This is a genomic window from Mesorhizobium sp. (genome assembly GCF_017306585.1).
Lineage (GTDB): Bacteria > Pseudomonadota > Alphaproteobacteria > Rhizobiales > Rhizobiaceae > Mesorhizobium.
This window is the reverse complement of record NZ_JAFKIC010000107.1, coordinates 84524-102226: the sequence shown is the minus strand read 5'-3', so window position 1 is coordinate 102226 and position 17703 is coordinate 84524. Positions and strand designations below refer to the sequence as shown.

Annotated in this window: 16 protein-coding genes; 8 read left to right on the top strand and 8 right to left on the bottom strand. The window is 64.0% G+C overall.

The window, feature by feature from the left end; all coding sequences use genetic code 11:
* Positions 1-38: 38 nt before the first annotated feature.
* The gene (locus J0I79_RS04750; protein WP_292855449.1) at positions 39-2228 is read left to right on the top strand and encodes an anthranilate synthase; all 2190 of its coding nucleotides are present in this window, start codon (positions 39-41) and stop codon (positions 2226-2228) included.
* Between the two features lie 43 nt (positions 2229-2271).
* Positions 2272-3180 carry a cation diffusion facilitator family transporter gene (locus J0I79_RS04745; RefSeq protein ID WP_292855466.1) on the top strand — a complete coding sequence of 303 codons (909 nt, stop codon included), beginning with the start codon at positions 2272-2274 and terminating at the stop codon, positions 3178-3180.
* A 188-nt stretch (positions 3181-3368) separates the two neighbouring features.
* Here J0I79_RS04745 and J0I79_RS04740 read toward each other — a convergent pair whose 3' ends face one another.
* Positions 3369-4073: a DUF4272 domain-containing protein gene (locus J0I79_RS04740; protein WP_292855448.1), complete on the bottom strand. Its 705-nt coding sequence runs from the start codon at positions 4071-4073 to the stop codon at positions 3369-3371.
* 28 nt (positions 4074-4101) lie between these two features.
* Positions 4102-5196, bottom strand: a complete 1095-nt coding sequence (locus tag J0I79_RS04735; RefSeq protein ID WP_292855447.1) for a hypothetical protein — start codon at positions 5194-5196, stop codon at positions 4102-4104.
* 88 nt (positions 5197-5284) lie between these two features.
* On the opposite strand from J0I79_RS04735, the gene J0I79_RS04730 reads away from it, so the two are divergent.
* The 3 genes from J0I79_RS04730 to J0I79_RS04720 all read left to right on the top strand — a co-directional run bounded on the left by J0I79_RS04730 (position 5285) and on the right by J0I79_RS04720 (position 6953).
* Positions 5285-5722 (top strand): DsrE family protein, encoded by a 438-nt coding sequence (locus J0I79_RS04730; RefSeq protein ID WP_292855446.1) that lies wholly within the window; start codon positions 5285-5287, stop codon positions 5720-5722.
* A 69-nt stretch (positions 5723-5791) separates the two neighbouring features.
* A complete protein-coding gene (locus tag J0I79_RS04725) occupies positions 5792-6586 on the top strand; it encodes an SDR family oxidoreductase (RefSeq protein WP_292855445.1) in 795 nt (264 codons plus the stop codon).
* 64 nt (positions 6587-6650) lie between these two features.
* Positions 6651-6953, top strand: a complete 303-nt coding sequence (locus tag J0I79_RS04720; RefSeq protein ID WP_292855444.1) for a putative quinol monooxygenase — start codon at positions 6651-6653, stop codon at positions 6951-6953.
* Between the two features lie 37 nt (positions 6954-6990).
* Here J0I79_RS04720 and J0I79_RS04715 read toward each other — a convergent pair whose 3' ends face one another.
* The 3 genes from J0I79_RS04715 to J0I79_RS04705 form a co-directional block, all read right to left on the bottom strand.
* A complete protein-coding gene (locus J0I79_RS04715; RefSeq protein WP_292855443.1) occupies positions 6991-8070 on the bottom strand; it encodes a siderophore-interacting protein in 1080 nt (359 codons plus the stop codon).
* A 146-nt stretch (positions 8071-8216) separates the two neighbouring features.
* Positions 8217-8546, bottom strand: coding sequence for a hypothetical protein (locus tag J0I79_RS04710; RefSeq protein ID WP_292855442.1), 330 nt, complete (start codon positions 8544-8546; stop codon positions 8217-8219).
* 68 nt (positions 8547-8614) lie between these two features.
* Positions 8615-9529: a LysR family transcriptional regulator gene (locus J0I79_RS04705; RefSeq protein WP_292855441.1), complete on the bottom strand. Its 915-nt coding sequence runs from the start codon at positions 9527-9529 to the stop codon at positions 8615-8617.
* 147 nt (positions 9530-9676) lie between these two features.
* Between J0I79_RS04705 and J0I79_RS04700 the strand changes: the two genes are divergently transcribed.
* Positions 9677-11212 carry an MFS transporter gene (locus tag J0I79_RS04700; protein WP_292855440.1) on the top strand — a complete coding sequence of 512 codons (1536 nt, stop codon included), beginning with the start codon at positions 9677-9679 and terminating at the stop codon, positions 11210-11212.
* 10 nt (positions 11213-11222) lie between these two features.
* On the opposite strand, the gene J0I79_RS04695 is transcribed toward J0I79_RS04700, so the two are convergent.
* From J0I79_RS04695 to J0I79_RS04685, 3 genes are read right to left on the bottom strand one after another with little or no spacing between them, the layout of a single operon-like run.
* Positions 11223-11537: a nuclear transport factor 2 family protein gene (locus tag J0I79_RS04695; RefSeq protein WP_292855439.1), complete on the bottom strand. Its 315-nt coding sequence runs from the start codon at positions 11535-11537 to the stop codon at positions 11223-11225.
* Between the two features lie 13 nt (positions 11538-11550).
* Complete coding sequence (locus tag J0I79_RS04690) at positions 11551-12327, bottom strand: esterase family protein (protein WP_292855438.1); 777 nt, start codon at positions 12325-12327, stop codon at positions 11551-11553.
* A gap of 4 nt (positions 12328-12331) precedes the next feature.
* Positions 12332-13498, bottom strand: coding sequence for an ATP-grasp domain-containing protein (locus tag J0I79_RS04685; protein ID WP_292855437.1), 1167 nt, complete (start codon positions 13496-13498; stop codon positions 12332-12334).
* A 506-nt stretch (positions 13499-14004) separates the two neighbouring features.
* On the opposite strand from J0I79_RS04685, the gene leuA reads away from it, so the two are divergent.
* A complete protein-coding gene (gene leuA, locus J0I79_RS04680; protein ID WP_292855465.1) occupies positions 14005-15681 on the top strand; it encodes a 2-isopropylmalate synthase in 1677 nt (558 codons plus the stop codon).
* Positions 15682-15923: 242 nt separating this feature from the next.
* Complete coding sequence (locus tag J0I79_RS04675) at positions 15924-17693, top strand: hypothetical protein (RefSeq protein ID WP_292855436.1); 1770 nt, start codon at positions 15924-15926, stop codon at positions 17691-17693.
* Positions 17694-17703: the final 10 nt, after the last annotated feature.

The window sequence follows — 17703 nt, the reverse complement described above, 5'->3', positions numbered from 1 at the left end:
CCGGGTCCGTTGCCCCAACAAGCCAGATGGAGACGGCAATGACGATGAAGGTTCTGGAAAACGGCGCTGAGAGCTTCGTGACGGCGGGTGGCATCACCATCACCCGCGAGCGCCACGACCGGCCCTATGCGGGCGCAATCGACGCCTATGTCGACGGGCTGAATTCCCGGCGCGGCGCGGTGTTTTCCTCCAACTACGAATATCCCGGCCGCTACACGCGCTGGGACACCGCCATCATCGACCCGCCGCTGGTCATTTCCGCGCGTGGCCGCGCCATGCGCGTCGAGGCGCTGAACAGCCGTGGCGAGGCGCTGCTGCCGGTCATCGGCAAGGCCCTGGGCACCCTCGCCGACGTCACGATCGCCGAAACCTCCAGTACGCTGATACGCCTCGATGTCGCCAAGCCCGGCCGCGTCTTCACCGAGGAGGAGCGCAGCCGCGTGCCTTCGGTGTTCACCGTGCTGCGCGCCATCACCGCTCTGTTCAAAACGGCGGAAGACGCCAATCTCGGCCTCTACGGCGCCTTCGGCTACGACCTCGCCTTCCAGTTCGATCCGGTCGACTACAAGCTCGAACGCAAGCCGAGCCAGCGCGACCTCGTGCTGTTCCTGCCCGACGAAATCCTGGTCGTCGACCACTATTCGGCCAAGGCCTGGACCGACCGTTACGACTATTCGGGCGAAGGCTTTTCAACCGAAGGCCTGCCGCGTGACCAGATCGCCGAGCCGTTCAGGACCGCTGACCGCATCCCCCCGCGTGGCGACCATGAACCGGGCGAATACGCCAATCTGGTGCGCCGCGCGATGGATTCGTTCAAGCGTGGTGACCTGTTCGAGGTCGTGCCCGGCCAGATGTTCTACGAGCGTTGCGAGACGCAGCCATCGGAGATTTCGCGCAAGCTGAAGTCGATCAACCCCTCGCCCTATTCCTTCTTCATCAATCTCGGCGAGAACGAATATCTGATCGGCGCTTCGCCCGAAATGTTCGTGCGCGTCAACGGTCGCCGCGTCGAGACCTGCCCGATCTCGGGCACCATCAAGCGCGGCGATGACGCCATTTCCGACTCGGAGCAGATCCTGAAACTGCTCAATTCGAAGAAGGACGAATCCGAGCTGACCATGTGCTCGGACGTCGACCGCAACGACAAGTCGCGCGTCTGCGAGCCGGGCTCGGTGCGCGTCATCGGCCGCCGCCAGATCGAGATGTATTCGCGTCTGATCCACACGGTCGACCACATCGAGGGCCGCCTGCGCGAAGGCATGGATGCCTTCGACGCCTTCCTGTCGCATGCCTGGGCGGTCACCGTCACCGGCGCGCCGAAACTCTGGGCCATGCGCTTCATCGAGCAGAACGAGAAGAGCCCCCGCGCCTGGTATGGCGGCGCCATCGGCATGGTCAATTTCAACGGCGACATGAACACCGGCCTGACCTTGCGCACCATCCGCATCAAGGACGGCATCGCAGAGGTGCGCGCCGGCGCCACACTGCTGTTCGACAGCGTTCCCGAGGAAGAAGAAGCCGAAACCGAACTGAAGGCATCCGCCATGCTCTCCGCCATCCGCGACGCCAAGTCAGGCAATTCCGCCAGCACCGAGCGCGCCACCGCGCGCGTCGGCGACGGCGTCAACATCCTGCTCGTCGACCACGAGGATTCCTTCGTCCACACGCTGGCCAACTACTTCCGCCAGACGGGCGCCAATGTCTCGACCGTGCGCTCGCCGGTGCCCGAGGAAGTGTTCGAGCGGCTGAAGCCGGATCTCGTCGTGCTGTCGCCCGGACCCGGCACGCCGAAGGACTTCGACTGCGCCGCGACCATCAAGAAGGCGCGCGCCCGCGACCTGCCGATCTTCGGTGTCTGCCTTGGCCTGCAGGCGCTCGCCGAGGCCTATGGCGGCGAGCTCAGGCAGTTGCACATCCCCATGCACGGCAAGCCGTCGCGCATTCGCGTGTCCAAGCCCGGCATCATCTTCTCGGGCCTGCCCAAGGAAGTAACGGTCGGCCGCTATCACTCGATCTTCGCCGATCCGGTGCGGCTGCCCGACGATTTCCTCGTCACCGCCGAAACCGAGGACGGCATCATCATGGCCTTCGAGCACCGCAAGGAGCCGATCGCCGCGGTGCAGTTCCATCCGGAATCGATCATGACGCTCGGCCACAATGCCGGCATGCGCATCATCGAGAACATCGTCGCCCACCTGCCGCGCAAGGCCAAGGAAAAGGCTGCCTGACGCAATGGCCGAAGCCGGGAACACGATGGCCGCGGATGCCAGGATGGCGGCCAAGCAAAGGGTCGCCAGCCTTGCGCTCTGGTCGATCGCCATTGCCGCCATCGTCTTCGGCCTGAAACTCGTCGCCTGGTACCTGACCGGCTCGGTCGCGCTCTATTCGGACGCGCTGGAATCGATCGTCAACGTCATCGCCTCGATCGCCGCCTTCTGGGCGATCCAGGTCAGCCACAAGCCGGCCGATCAGGATCATCCCTTCGGCCATCACAAGGCCGAGTATTTCTCGGCGGTGCTGGAAGGCGTGCTGATCGTGGTCGCCGCACTTCTGATCCTGAACGAGGTCTGGCGTTCCTGGCAGGTACAGGCGCAATTGGAACAGCCCTGGGAAGGCCTTGCCGTCAACGGCGTCGCCACTGCCATCAACGCCTTCTGGGCCTTGCTGCTGATCCGTGCCGGCAAGGCCGCGAAATCGCCGGCGCTGGTCGCCGACGGCAATCACATCATGACCGACGTGGTCACCTCGATCGGCGTCTTCGGCGGCCTCGTCGGCGCGATCCTGACCGGCTGGCGTATCCTCGACCCCGCGCTCGCCGTCATCGTTGCGCTCAACATCCTGTGGCAGGGCTGGCACGTCATCGGCTCGTCCATGAACGGCCTGATGGACCGTGCCGTCGACACTGCCGAGCACATGCGCATCCGCGACATCATCTCGGCCAATTGCAAGGGCGCCATGGAGGTGCACGACCTCAAGACCCGCATCGCCGGCCGCGCCACCTTCATCGAGTTCCACCTGGTCGTCGACGCCGACATGTCGGTCGGCACCAGCCATGTCATCTGCGATCGCATCGAGGACGCGCTGAAGGCCGAGATACCTTCGGTGCGGGTGACGATTCACGTTGAGCCCGACGACGAGGCGAAGCTACCTAAAGGCACGACGGCCGTGCCGTTTGCTTGAGGAAAAACTCAGGGCATCATCCTCGGGCGGGGAATCTGCTGGCTCGCCGGATCGATCGCGCCACTACCGCCATGAGGGTAACCCGCGGCGTCCGCAAAACCGTAGTCAGGTGAACCGTCTAACTTCGTCAATTCAAACTCGGGAAGCGAAGTTCGATCGAAAGTAGCACCTCGCTTGCGACCGGCTCATCATGTGTCGGTCGAGATGTCATCCCATTCCTGCCCCATATATCCAATCAGCCAATTGAGCGCGTAATGACGTTCGACAACCACGTCTTGTTGCAATCCTGCCGGCGCAGCTTTCCCATTCACCCGCGCATTCACCACAGCCCAATCGTACCGATAGATCAGATCGGCAGCATCGAGAAGGTCGCTTTGCGGGCGCAAATTGGCCCGCTTGAGCAGGCCTTCCGTATCGAGGTCACGCAACACCGAAGCCATACGCGACACATCGCAAGGCTTATCTGGACGCCCAAGATTTTTGAAGACTTGCAACGCCCACAACATTACGAAGGCCCCTTCATAACGCCAGAAAAAATTTGCGCGATCCTGCTCGGTTGAAACGGGGTTACCGACAAACGCTTGCTCTTTGGGCGTAAGAAACCCTTCTGCTCCAAACTGGCTGATCAATTTGCTTACAAGATTTCGATCATCGGTCTCCCCTTTGACGGCCACGATCACCAGCGCGATGGCACGCTTAACCACCTCGTTCGTCGTCCGTCGCCGGCTTTCGGCTGCGGTTTCGATCGTCGGCAAATGGTCGATGAAGGGCACGCCCTCCCTCTTCAACTGTGCTGTTGAGGCCGCCTTGCGAGCCTCAGCCTCGCCTTCAGCGTTGGCGGAACCGATGAAGGCCAAGGACGTCAGAAAACCAAGAAAGCTGCGACGCATCATATTCGTTGCCAAATAGCTGCTATACTGACTAAGGCGCGCAGGCCGATTGCGGCATTGCCTCCAGCCGGTAGACCTTGTCGTCCGACTTGGTCTTGCCATCGGCAGCCTTCGAGCACAGGTCGACGATCGCCAGGCTGCTGTTGGGATTGGCCAGCATGATGGTGCCGTCCGCGCCGCGCTTGAGGAAGATTTCCTTCTGCGCGATGTCGCAGGAGAAATCACTCATCTTCGAGCTTGCCGCACAGCGCCATTGGTTCGCCTCGCCCTGGCAGGAATAGGTCTGCGTGACCTTGGCGCCTTTCTGCCGTGTGGTGACTGTGACCGCGACGTCGGCGCCATCGGGCCAATTGGCGGCGTCGCCGCCCGCGGCGAAGGACGCCAGTTCCACCGGCCCGCGAAACACCCGGATCGACTGCGTCAGCTGGTTGGGGTGCGAGGCCAGATGCGCCGCATCGTAGTCACGCCCGTAGCAGAAAGGCTGATCCGGCTTCAGCCTTTCGCGCAGCGGCGGCCCGAGCGCCGGATCGATCGGATCGATGCGCGCGAACTCGGCCTGACAGGTTGCCGCCGGCATCGGGTCCAGCCGGAAATTATCGTCCTCCGGGCCGAGCGCCTGCCTGGCATATTCCGCCTTGCCAAGCTGCTCCTCCGAATCCGGATCGAGATAGATATCGGGCGACAGGCCCGAAAGTATCAGCCGGCCCTTGTCGTCGACCTTCAGCGACGCCAGCGTGCGGTCGCAATCCATACCGCACCGGATCGCACCCGATTTGCCGTCCTCGGACTCATGATTGCACCAGCCGCCGGCCCATTGCGGCGCCTTGGCGCCGCGAACCGTTGTGGTGAGAAAACCATTGTAGGAGGTATCCGAATTCGCGGCCGGCTCCTCATTCGGATGGCTGACCGGATCATGGCCATAGTAGAAAAAGATCCGCGCCACCTTCTGCTTCGGATGCGCCTTGAGATGCGCCGCGTCATAGACACGGCCGAAACAGGCGTCGGCCCCCTTCGGGCTGAGTTCGGTGAGCTTCAGCGCCTCGTCGGCAAGGGCGGACCCCGCAAGTCCGCAAAACAGAACGGCAAATCCAGCACCTGCCGCTGACTTCCAGCCTGTGAACGCCATGTGATCCTCCTCCGCATCGACAGGACGTAACGTCAATCTATGCTAGTATTGCGACCGGAACCACGCAAATCGCCGAGGGAGGAATGCCATGCGCCGACGCGACATGTTCCGTGCGGCCCTTGCCGGAAGCGCAACGCTTCTCGGACTACGGGTCGCGCGGGCTGCAACCACCCAGCCCGCCAGGCTGAAGGTCGCCTATCATCTGAGCGACGTGGACAAGGTCAATTTCGTGCTCGGCAACATCAAGAACCACTATGAGGGCACCGGCGGCAATGTCGACATCGTGCTGGTCGTGCACGGGCCTGCCCTGGCCAGCTTCAAGTCACAGGGCATATCGGCCGCTGTCTCCGGCCGCTTCGCCAGCCTGGTGCAGCAGGGACTGGAGCCGCAGGCCTGCGCCAACACGATGCACGGCATGGATATCACGCTCGCCGACCTGCTCGAGGGCTTCCATGCCGCCGACAAGGGCGGCGTCGTCAAGCTCGCCGAATTGCAAAGCCAGGGCTACGTCTATCTCAGGCCTTGAAGCGTTACCGTCTTGGATGCCACTGTGGCGATGCCCGTGACGGACGGGTACGAAGGCCGGAGGAACACAGTGCAGGCGACAACGACCACTCCCTCCGGGCTCAGCATCCCCGATCTCGCCGGCAAGACGGTGCTGGTCACCGGCGCTTCGACCGGCATCGGCGCGGCGCTTGCGCTTGCCTACGCCGAACAGAAATGCCGTGTCGCGGTGCACTACAATTCGAGCCGCGACGCCGCCGAAAAGCTGGCCACGACCATTCGCGACCGTGGTGGCGAGGTCTTCCTTGTCCAGGGTGATTTTTCCGTGGCCGCCGATGTCGAGCGTGTGGTCGAGGACAGCGCACGGCATTTCGGCCGCCTCGACGGACTGGTCAACAACGCCGGCGGCATGCTCGGCCGCGTGCCTTACGCCGAGCAGACCGAAGCCCATTACGACGCGGTGATGGACCTCAACGCGCGCTCGGTGCTGACCGCCTCGCGCAAGGCGATGCCATGGCTGAAGAAACAGGGCGGCTTCATCGTCAACACCTCGTCCATCGCGGCGCGCAACGGCGCCGGCGGCGGCGCCGGCCTCTACGGCTCGGCCAAGGCCTTCGTCTCCAATGTCACGCGCGGCATGGCCAAGGAACTGATCGGCTTCGGCATCCGCGTCAATGCGGTGGCGCCCGGGGTGATCCTCACCCCCTTCCACGACCGCTATTCGACCGACGGGCAGATGAAGGGCATGGTGGCCACCATTCCGGAGGGGCGTGCCGGCACCGCGCAGGATTGCGTCGGCGCCTATCTCTTCCTCTCCTCGGACCTGTTGAGCGGGTACATCACCGGACAGGTTATCGAGGTGAATGGCGGCCAGTTGATGCCGTGACCGGCGACCGGCATACTGACGCACTGCACACGCCTTTCGCGCCAACCCCAGGGGGAGACAAGGAATGTACGGACTGATCGGCAAGATGCGGGCGGCGCGCGGCCAGCGCGACGCGGTGATGGATGTGCTGCGTGCGAGCACCGGCGCCCTGCCCGGCTGCCTGAGCTATATCATCGCCACCGACCCGGTCGACGCCGACGCCATCTGGGTGACCGAAGTGTGGACCGACCAGGCAAGCCACAAGGCCTCCTTGCAACTCCCCGAGGTGCAGGCGGCGATCGCCAAGGCGCGCCCCTTCATAGCCGGCTTCGAATTCCAGGTGGAAACCCATCCTGTCGGCGGCTTCGGCCTGGCCGAGGCCAAGTGACCCGGAAGGCCGGCGTCAAAGTACGTTGGCCGCCTGTCTATTCCTCGCCGGCCCCGTTTTCGCCCTGAACGCCACGCCGCCAATAGGCGGTCACCATGTGCCTGTCGCGCGGCAGCCCCCATTCCTTGCGCACGATCTTGCGGATCTCGCGAAAGTCAGCGAACTCGCAACCGGCCCAGACATAGAGATCCTCGCCCAGCGCCATATGGCTTTGCTCGCGCAAGGCCTTCGGCAAGAGCCCGGCGGTCCCGGCTTCCCGCCCCTGGCGATAGAGCCAGGACACACCGATGTTTGCCGCCTGCGGCAGCGCGATCCGGTCGTCGGGGCTGTCGACTTCTATCAGCGCCTGGGCGCGGGCCGATCGCGGCAGATCTTCGAGCACTCTGGCTATGGCCGGAAGCGCCGTATCGTCGCCGACCAGCAGCACCGACCGCGCCTTTGGCGCCTCGCCGCCTCCCGGCCCGATCATGCCGATCACATCGCCTGCCCGCGCGTTCTGCGCGAAGGCCGCCGCCGGCGTGTCCTGTCCGGGATGCAGCACGAAATCGACGTCCAGCCAGCCGCCTTCGACATCGATCGCCCGGATCGTGTAGGCCCGCACGACAAGGGCATCATCGCCCCCGGGCCATACGATCAGCCCGTCGGCGCCCATGACCGGCCAGGCCGCAGGCCTGCCGGACGGCGGCAGCAGCAGGCGCATATGCATGCCGCCATGGGCGAACCGGCCGAGATCGTCGCCATGAAAGCGCAGGCGCTGCATGTGCGGGGAAATGGGCGCCGACGATACCACCGTGATCTCGCGAAAGAACACCGGCGTGCCGCCGTCGCGGCCATCACCTTGCCAGCGCAGTCCGCTTGCGGTGCCGAGACGTTGCGCGACATGGCCGGCGACCGTCATTTTCATGTAGGAAAGGCAGGTCTCGTCGGTCGCCGCCACGCGCACCAGCATCGCGTCGCCGTCGAGCGTCGCGCTCAGCGATCCGTAATAGAGATGCAGTTCCCATTGATCGGCGGTATTGGCCGGCATTTCGTATTCGCCGTGCTCGGCTCGCAAATGCTCGATGGCTGACCTGACCGCCGCATCGCTGATGCGGGTCTGCGCGCTCAACTGGTCCATAGCTCAAATCCTTCGATTGCCATGCAACGAAGCCGCCAGGACAGGAAGGCTCCGCCACCGTGACTGGCCATGCCACAGCGGCGCCGGAGTTTCCAGAAAAACTTGACTTACTTTATCATATTAAAACTGGGCCAGCAGTACCAGGCTCATCCATCGACGGGGAAGTTGCCGCCATTGAAGCGCCCGAACATGCGCGCCATCACAACCCCCATGAGAAGGACGCCGAGGCCCAGAGCGACGACATCGCCCGTGGCGCGAAGGTCGAAACTGCCGACACGCATCACCAGGACGTAGCCGATCACAAGGTTCAGGAAGCCCCACAGCACGTTCACCGTTGACGAAGACTGTCCCTGCCCATGCGGTTTGGCGAAGGGGCTTTGAAATGGCTTTCCCATCACCCCACTGACGAAATGCGGCACGGCATTGGTCAGCACGGCGCCACCGGCCAGATAGGACAGATAGTCGATCCATTGCATCGTCGGACACCTCTTCCCGGCTGACCTCCAGCCTTGCCTTGCGAAGCTACGGCACCGTGAACCGGCCGTCACCCCGGGTTCGGCGCGGCGACAGGCTGCCGCGCGCCGGAAAATCGCTCGGACAGGAAATCGACGAAGACGCGCACCTTCGGCGACAGATGCCGGTTCGATGGCCACAACATCCGGAACTGGCCGCGCCCATCGACATGATCGTCCAGCACGACGCGAAGGCGTCCATCGTCCAGTGCCTCGCGGACCAGGAAATCGGGCATGCAGGCGATGCCGAGACCGGCAAGCGTTGCCCCCTTCAACGCTTCCATATTGTTGCAGGTCAGCATCGAGCGGATCTCGGGCTGGGTGCTGCCCGTGATGAATGGCCAGTCCAGCAGCCTGCCGCTGTTGAGATAGCGGAAATTTATGCCGAAATGCCCCACGAGATCCGCCGGCATGCCGGGAGTTCCATGACGGTCGAGATAGGAAGGCGCCGCGCAAAGCAACATGCGAAAGGCGACGACCGGCCGCGCCACCAGCCGTGAATCGGGCAGTTCACCGCTGCGGATGGCGACATCGATGCCTTCCTCGATGACGTCGACGATACGGTCGTTGAAATCGAGGTCGAGTTCGATTTCCGGATAGAGCGCCATGAACTGCGACAAGACAGGCAAAAGCAGGTGATAGGTGACGATCGGCGTCGAGACGCGCAGCCGTCCGCGCGGCGCCTCGCGCGTGCGCGACAGCATCGCCTCGGCATCGTCGATATCGTCGAGGATGCGGCGCACCCGCTCGTTGAACAGCGCGCCCTCTTCCGTCAGGCCGATCCGCCGCGTGGAGCGCTGCAGCAGCCGCACGCCGAGTTCCTGTTCGAGCCTTGCGACGCTCTTGCCGACAGCGGAGGCCGAAATGCCAAGCGCCCGGCCCGCGGCAATGAAGCTGCCGAACTCCGCAGTGCGGGCAAACGCCAGCAGGCCATTGAGGCGATCCATCCAGCTTCTCCATTCGAGCATTTTTGTCCGGTATATCAGGAAATTTAATACTATTTTGCCGGAAATGTCGCTGTCCTATCTTGTTGTGGAGGCCGGGCGCCCAGCCATGCGGCATGCCGGCCGATGCTGCTTCAGATAGGAAAATCCATGACCTTGAACACCACAACCGGCTCGGCCGGCAGATGGCTCGTGCTTTCATCGGTATGCCTTGCCGCCATGACCATGCCCCTGACCTTCACCGGGCCGGCCGTAGCGCTTTCCCGCATCGCGGCCGATCTCGGCGGCAGCCCGATCGCGCTCAACTGGGTGACCAACGCCTTCATGCTCACTTTCGGCGCCGGCCTGATGGCGGCGGGTGCGCTTGCCGACAACCATGGCCGCAAGCGCATTTTCCTCGCCGGCCTCGGCCTCTATGTCCTGGCGTCGCTCGGCGCGATGCTGGCGTCCGACATCGTCTGGTTCGATGTTTTCCGGGCCGCGCAAGGCTTGGGCAGCGCCGCCGCCTTCGCCGGCGGCGCCTCCGCGCTTGCCCAGGAATTCGAGGGGCCGTCGCGGCTGCGCGCCTTCTCCTTCCTCGGCACCAGTTTCGGCATCGGGCTTGCCTTCGGCCCGATCGCGTCGGGCCTGCTCATCTCGGCATTCGGCTGGCGCTCGATCTTCATTCTGGTTGCGGCACTGGCTGTTGCCGCCGCTGCCCTTGGCCTGCGCGCCATGAAGGAAACGCGCGATCCGGATGCCACTGGCCTCGACTGGGCCGGCGCCGGTACCTTCACCGTGGCGCTGGCCTCGCTGACCTATGGCGTGCTGCAGGCGCCGCAGAGCGGCTGGACCGATCGCCTCGTCGTCGCGTTGCTGGCGGTGGCTGGCCTTTTCTTCATCGCCTTCGTCGTGGTCGAGCGTCGCGTAAGCCGGCCGATGCTCGACCTCAGCCTGTTCCGCTACCCGCGCTTCGTTGGCGTCCAGTTCCTGGCGGCCGCCCCGGCCTATGGCTTCGTTGTCCTGCTAGTTCTGTTGCCGATCCGCTTCATCGCCATCGAAGGAATGAGCGAGATCAAGGCGGGGCAATTGATGATCTGCCTGTCCGGGCCGTTGCTGATCCTGCCTCTGCTCGCCGGCCAGGCGGCACGCCGGATCGCTCCGGCCACGATCTGCGGCGTCGGCCTGTTTGTCGCCGCCGCCGGCCTTGTCTGGCTGAGCCTGACGCCATCGGCCGGCATCGCGCTGGTGGCGCCGCTGGCACTGATCGGCATCGGCATCGCTTTGCCCTGGGGGCTCATGGACGGGCTGGCCGTCAGCGTCGTGCCGACGGAGCGCGCCGGCATGGCGGTCGGCATCTTCAACACCGCCCGTGTCGCCGGCGAAGGCGTGGCGCTGGCGATCGTCATGGCGATCCTGTCGGGTTTTACCTCTGTACAGCTGGCGGCCGCTGCTGCGGCGTCTTCGGCGGATGCCGCCACCGCCGCCCAGCTTCTGATAACGGGCAATGTCGGCGCAACCGCAATGCATCTGCCGATGGCCGGCGCCGCCATTCTGGTCCAGGCTTACGAGACCGCTTTCGATCGGCTGCTGATCGTGCTGGCGGCGATCACCGTCGTGGCGGCCCTTGTCGTCTTTGTCGGACTGCGGCGAGGCTCGGCGCCGCAACACGAGGCAGCGGCCTTGCCGGCCTGCCAGGAAGTATAGGCGGCCGATGTCAGGTGATGACAAGGCTCGCGATACGATCGCCGTCAAGGGTGAAGGCCATGTCGCCTTCGCCGTTGAAGCCCTCGCCCTTGACCGCGATGCGGACCCGGTAGCCGCCCTCCGTCGGAGTGATGCCGACAATGCGCAGATGCGACTTCACGCCGATATTGTCGGACTGGTTCCAGCGCGCGATCTGCTCGCGGCCCCGGAAAGACCGTCCCCAGTCGCTCAGGAAAGCATCCTCGGCGAAGGTGGCCAGAAAGGCTTGCGTATCGCCCTTGTTGGTCGCCTCGACAAAACGGCTGATAGGGTCGGGTGTTGTCATCCAGCTACATGCCTTAGTCCAGCCTGTGCATCAGGTCTTCATCCAGCCATCGGCCGAAGAAATAGACCAGTTGCTTGTGCCACCACGGCCAGTCATGGCTGACGTCGCCGCCCCAATAGTCCACCCAGGCCGGTATCGACTTGTCGCGCAGGATCTGTTCGAGCTCGCGTGTCTCGACCAACATGCGCTCTTCCCACGCGCCCTGCCCGCAGCAGAAGATCATCCTCAGCGCCTTCAGCCGGGCCAGAAGCTTCGGATCGACGATGCCGGGCAGATAGTCGAGCGGCGAATTGTAGAAGATATCGCCGTCGAGCGCCTTGCCGAAGAAGTCGCGGGCCGAATAGACGCCGGACAGGGAAATGACGCCGCTGGCAAGCTCGGGAAAGCGGAAGACGAAGTTCGAAGAATGGTAGCCGCCCATCGAACAGCCCGAAAAGAGCGGCTTGAGCTTGCGTCCGCCATTGGCCTGCGCGGCGACAGCGACGAACTCCGGCAAAGCCTCCTCGCGCACATAGCGGAAATAGGCCTCGTGGCGGCCGATGCGGTGCGCGGCATCGGCACGTTTGTCGAAGAAGGATTCCGAATCGATGCCGTCGACCGTGAACAGCTGGATGCGCCCGGTGTCGATGAACTCCGCCAGCGCGCCCACCCCGCCGGAATCCTCGAACTGGTAGAACCGGCCCTGCGAGGTCGGGAACACCACGACGGGGCGCCCGGCATGGCCGTAGCGCTTGTATTCCATGTCGCGGCCGAGATTGCGGGCAAAGGCCTTGTGATAGGAGATGTCCATCGCCTCAAGCCTTTTCCGCGTGGATATAGGCGACCGCTTCGCGCAGCGCCGCCTGGTCCTTGGAGCGCATCTGGTAGGCGTAATTTCCCATGGCGCGGCTGAAAACCTCTTCGATGGCCTGGTGGTGGACGATCTTGTCGCGGTGCGCCGCTAGCACGTCGGCATGGCTGTGCAAATAGTCGAGGTGGCGCTTGCGGCTGGCATAGGCGGTGAAATACTTGCCCTCATAGGGGCCACCGGCGGCATCCTTCACCACCATGTCCGCCCATGCCGCATAGACGTCGATGTCGAATGTGTAATTGATCGCATCGGTCATCCAGGCGCCGGGCGGCCGCATGTTGACCTCCAGCGCGATGACGCGGTCGTCCCTGGTCTCGAACAGTTCGATGTGGAAGAAGCGCTCGCGCACGTCGAACGCCTTGAGGATCTTGCGGCCGGCCTCCTCGACGGCGGGCCGGATCCGGGGAAAGCAGGTGTAACTCATGTGGCGGTCCTTGTTGACCACTTCCATGACGCTCTGGTCATAGCGGTGGCTCGCGGCCAGCACCACTTCGCCGTCGCGGTTGACCAGCCCGTCATAGGTCACCACCAAACCCTCGATGAACTGCTCCATGACGAAGCTCACATCCTCCGGCTTGTCCCTGAAGAACTGGTCGAGTTCCCCGGCATTGGAAATCTTGAACGTGTTGGAGGCGCCTGAGCCCGAATCCGGCTTCACCACCACCGGATAGCCGACGCGGCGGATGAAGGTCATGGCGCCCGCGCGGTCGGAGCATTTGCGCTGCGCGATGGTTTCGACGCCGCTCTTGCGGAAGAAGGCGCGCATGCGGCTCTTGCGCTTCAGGTTCTTCACGAAATCGAGCTTGGTGCCGTAGATATTGAAATCGGTGCGGATGTTGGCTTCCAGTTCCAGCCAGTGCTCGTTGAGCGACTCGAACCGGTCGATGCGCCCCCATTTGTGGATGAAATGGCCCATCGCCCGGAACACCGCGTCGTAATCCTCCATGTCGGCGATGCGGTAATATTCCGAAAGCGCGGTCTTCAGCTTGCCGTTCAGCCTGTCATAGGGCGCGTCGCCGATGCCGAGCACGGTGGCGCCGGCCTTCTTCAGCCGGTCGCAGAAATCGGCGCCGTTGGCGGGAAAATGCGGCGAGAAGAACACGAAATTCATGGACACCCCCTACCGGCGGCAAGGCACCGCAGCCCTTCCGTCGCCCAAGTCTGGCGCATTTGCGAGGCGCGGGGAAGAGCATCCGCGTTAGGGATAACATTCAACAAGAAGCAGCCCGGCTTGCCTCCCACAGGCCGCTCCTGTATGAGAACCGCCATGAACACGCGCGCCACCACCGCTTCCCGTCAGACCGGCTTTGCCGGCGAGACCGTTCGCGCGCTCGCCTCGACGCTCCTTCTTCTCGGCCTTATCGGCGATCGCCGGGTTCGCTGAAGGAGCGCCCGGCGGTCGAACCGCCGCGCAAGCGCATGCTCCTTGGCCAGTCTCAAAATTGGCAGTCACATCAAGCGAACGAAAATCTGGTAAAGGCGCCGCTCGCCACCAATCCGCCTGAAGGCGGATCCGAGGGCCGCCGGGAGAACAAGACGATGAACGCACGAGAAGAAATCCGCGCCGCGGCCGACACGGCCAAGGCCGCAAGCGGCATGACGCAGTCAGCCCGAGGCATGCCGGACGCGGCCCGCAAGTACCAGCCCTATCCCACCGTCGGCCTCACCGACCGGACCTGGCCCTCGAAAGTCATCGACAAGGCGCCGATCTGGTGCTCGGTCGATCTGCGCGACGGCAACCAGGCCCTGATCGACCCGATGGGCCATGAGCGCAAGGCGCGCATGTTCGCGCTGTTGCTCGACATGGGCTTCAAGGAAATCGAGATCGGCTTTCCCTCGGCCTCGCAGACCGATTTCGACTTCGCCCGCTGGTGCATCGAGCAGGGCAACGTCCCCGCCGACGTTTCGCTGCAGGTTCTGGTGCAGTGCCGGCCCGAACTGATCACCCGCACTTTCGAAGCGCTCAACGGCGCCACCAACCCGATCGTGCATTTCTACAATTCGACCAGCGAGTTGCAGCGCCGCGTCGTCTTCGAGAAGGATGTCGGCGGCATCAAGCGCATCGCCACCGACGCGGCCAAGATGATCACCGACATGGCCGCCAAGGCCGGCGGCGGCTACCGCTTCGAATATTCGCCGGAGAGCTTTACCGGCACCGAACTCGAAGTCGCGCTGGAGATCTGCAACGCCGTCAGCGAGATCGTACGGCCGACCCCGGACAACAAGCTGATCATCAACCTGCCCTCGACGGTCGAGATGTCGACGCCCAACGTCTATGCCGACCGCATCGAATGGATGTGCCGCAATCTCGACAACAGGGAAAACCTGATCATCTCGCTGCATCCGCACAACGATCGCGGCACCGGCATCGCCACCACCGAACTCGGCCTGATGGCTGGCGCCGACCGCGTCGAGGGCACGCTGTTCGGCAATGGCGAGCGCACCGGCAATGTCGACATCGTCACGCTGGCGCTCAACATGTACACGCAAGGCGTCGATCCCGGCATCGACTGCTCCGACATCAACCGGATGAGGGACGTCTACGAATATTCGAACCAGCTGAAGATCTCGGAACGCCACCCCTATGTCGGCGAACTCGTCTACACAGCCTTTTCCGGCTCGCACCAGGATGCCATCAACAAGGGCATGAAGGCCTTGAAGAAGGCCAACACCAGCCTTTGGGAAGTGCCTTATCTGCCCATCGACCCGGCCGATGTCGGCCGCAGCTACGAGGCCATCATCCGCATCAACTCGCAGTCGGGCAAGGGCGGCATCGCCTATGTTCTGCAGGCCGACTACGGCCTCAATCTGCCGCGCAACCTGCAGATCGAGTTCAGCCAGGCGATCCAGGCGATCACCGACGCCGAGGGCAAGGAAGTGCCGGCCAGGCGCATCTACGAGCGCTTCCTCGAGACCTATGTCGACCAGCCCGGCGCGCGCCTGAAATTCGTCGACCACCAGACCTACCCGGACACGGCGGTCAAGGGCCGGCGCGTGGTCGAGGCGATCATCCTCGACAATGGCAAGGAAGTGACCATATCAGGCACCGGCACCGGCCCGATCGACGGCTTCGTCGACGCGCTGTCGCGCCATGTCGGCATCGAGATGTCGGTGCTCGATTATTCCGAGCACTCGATGCAGCGCGGCTCGAATGCATCGGCCATTTCCTATGTCGAGATGGAGCATCCCGGCGGCAAATTGTTCGGCGCCGGCATCAACACCAACATCGTCGCCGCTTCCCTGGAAGCCGTGACCTCGGCCGCCAACCGTATCGTGGGCCGCAAGGCGCGCTAGCGCGCTCAGCCTCGCCGACGCGAGAGGCCCGATCGCCTCTCGCGTCGCCATTTTGTCAACTCGAACAAGACCTTGGCCGTATCCCTCGACGGCTGTCCGGCGGCCCATGCCGGCCTGCGCCATTAACCACCGGAAAATTATCCGGTTAGGTACGCGATCGCATAATCGCTGTACACTTGTGTGGCGATGCGGGCGCTATATGATCGCGCCTTAACCTGTGCCGACTTCGAGAGGATCGACACTTGCAGCATGCCACGCCTGCCGCCCCCGCAGTGCGCGAGACACTGGAGCGACTGCTTGCCAGCGAAACGTTCGGAAGGTCCGAGCGCGCGCGCAAGCTGATACGTTATCTTGTCGAGCGCGAACAGGCCGGCGAAGCCGACAGGCTTAAGGGCTTTTCCATCGCCATGGACGTCTTCGGCAAGGACGGCGATTTCGATCCGTCGACCGACGCCGTGGTGCGCGTGCAGGCAGGCAGGCTGCGCGAATTGCTGCAGCAGTATTTCGCCAATGAGGGCATTGCCGAGCCGGTGCGCATCGCCATCCCGCGCGGCGGCTATGTCCCGGCCTACGAACTCAACGCGATCCGCTTGCCGGAAGCCGACGAACCTGCCGTGCAGGCGGCGGCGCCGAGCGCCCCATCCGAATCTCCCGCCGCGGCCCACGATGCCTCCGTGGCGGTGGCATCGCGGGCGACCATGCCGGCGCCCTCGGTGGCGAACCATCTCAGATTCTTCTGGATTGCGATCGCGGTGGTCATCGCCATGCTCGGCGTTCTGATCCTGCGCCAGGGCGGCGGCGCGCTGCTGGCCGGTGGCGACATTCCGGCCACGGCCGAGCCTGCCGGCCTCACCGCCAGCATCACGCCATCGCCGATGAGCGAAGCCCTGCCGCTGGTCTATATCGCCGTCAAGGCAAGCGGCCCGGATGCCAGCCGCGTCGCGGCCTCGCTGCGCGCCGGCCTGAGCGGCTTCGACACGATCGACTTCATCGGCCGCGACACCGTCAACAAGGTCGACCCGGTCACCAGTGCGACGAGTTTCATCTTCGATGTCCTGCCCGGACCGGGCGCGGGCGACATCACCATCGAACTGCAGAGCGTGGCGACCGGCCGGGTGCTGTTGTCGCGCAATCTGACCGCCGCCGACAGCGCGCCATCCGCTGTCGAGGACCGGATCGCCGGCATATTGAGTTCGGCCCTGCCCGCCTCCGGCACGATCTACAGCTACATCGAGCAGGCCGGCATTCAAACCGCCCTCACGCAATGCCTGTTGCTCAACGACAAATATTATCTCGACCAGAACGCCAGGACCCACGAGGCCGCCTATCGCTGCCTCGAAACCCTTGCCAACCATGGAGCGCGGTCGCCGCTGGTCTATTCGGAGCTTGCCTCTCTCCATCTGGAGGCGGTGAACGATCACTATGCCTATCCGCCGGACGCGACGATCGAGAAGGCCGTGACATTTGCCCACCGGGCCGTCCAGATGGGGCCGACCAGCCCCTACGCGCATCGCGCCTACGGCTATATCAATTCGCGCCTCGGCAACGCCGACGAGGCATTGCGCTGGATGCGCAAGGCCCATGACCTCAATCCTTACGATCTCGCCATGGCCGCCGCCTACGGCTACGGGCTGATCTTCGCCGGCCGCTATGCCGAGGGGACGCCGATCCTGGCGCATGCGGTCGATGCCTCCAGCGGCCATCCAACCTGGTGGGATTTCGGCCTCTTCGCCGGGGAGTTCATGCTTGGCGACATGAACAAGGCCGCTATCGCCAGCACCGCGCTCAGAACGACCGCGACGAAGTCGCATTATCTGGCGGCCAGGGTGATCGGCGCCAGGATCGCCGGCCAGGACGGGCAGGCGCGCAAGCTGCTTGATGAACTGACCGCGCAATTTCCCAAATTCGCGGCCAATCCGCGCGCGACCTTCATCGACCGGAAATATCCGGCCGATCTGACCGAGCGGCTGGTAGGCGCCTTGCGCGCCGCCGGGCTCGGCAATCCGAGCTGATGTGCGGCGG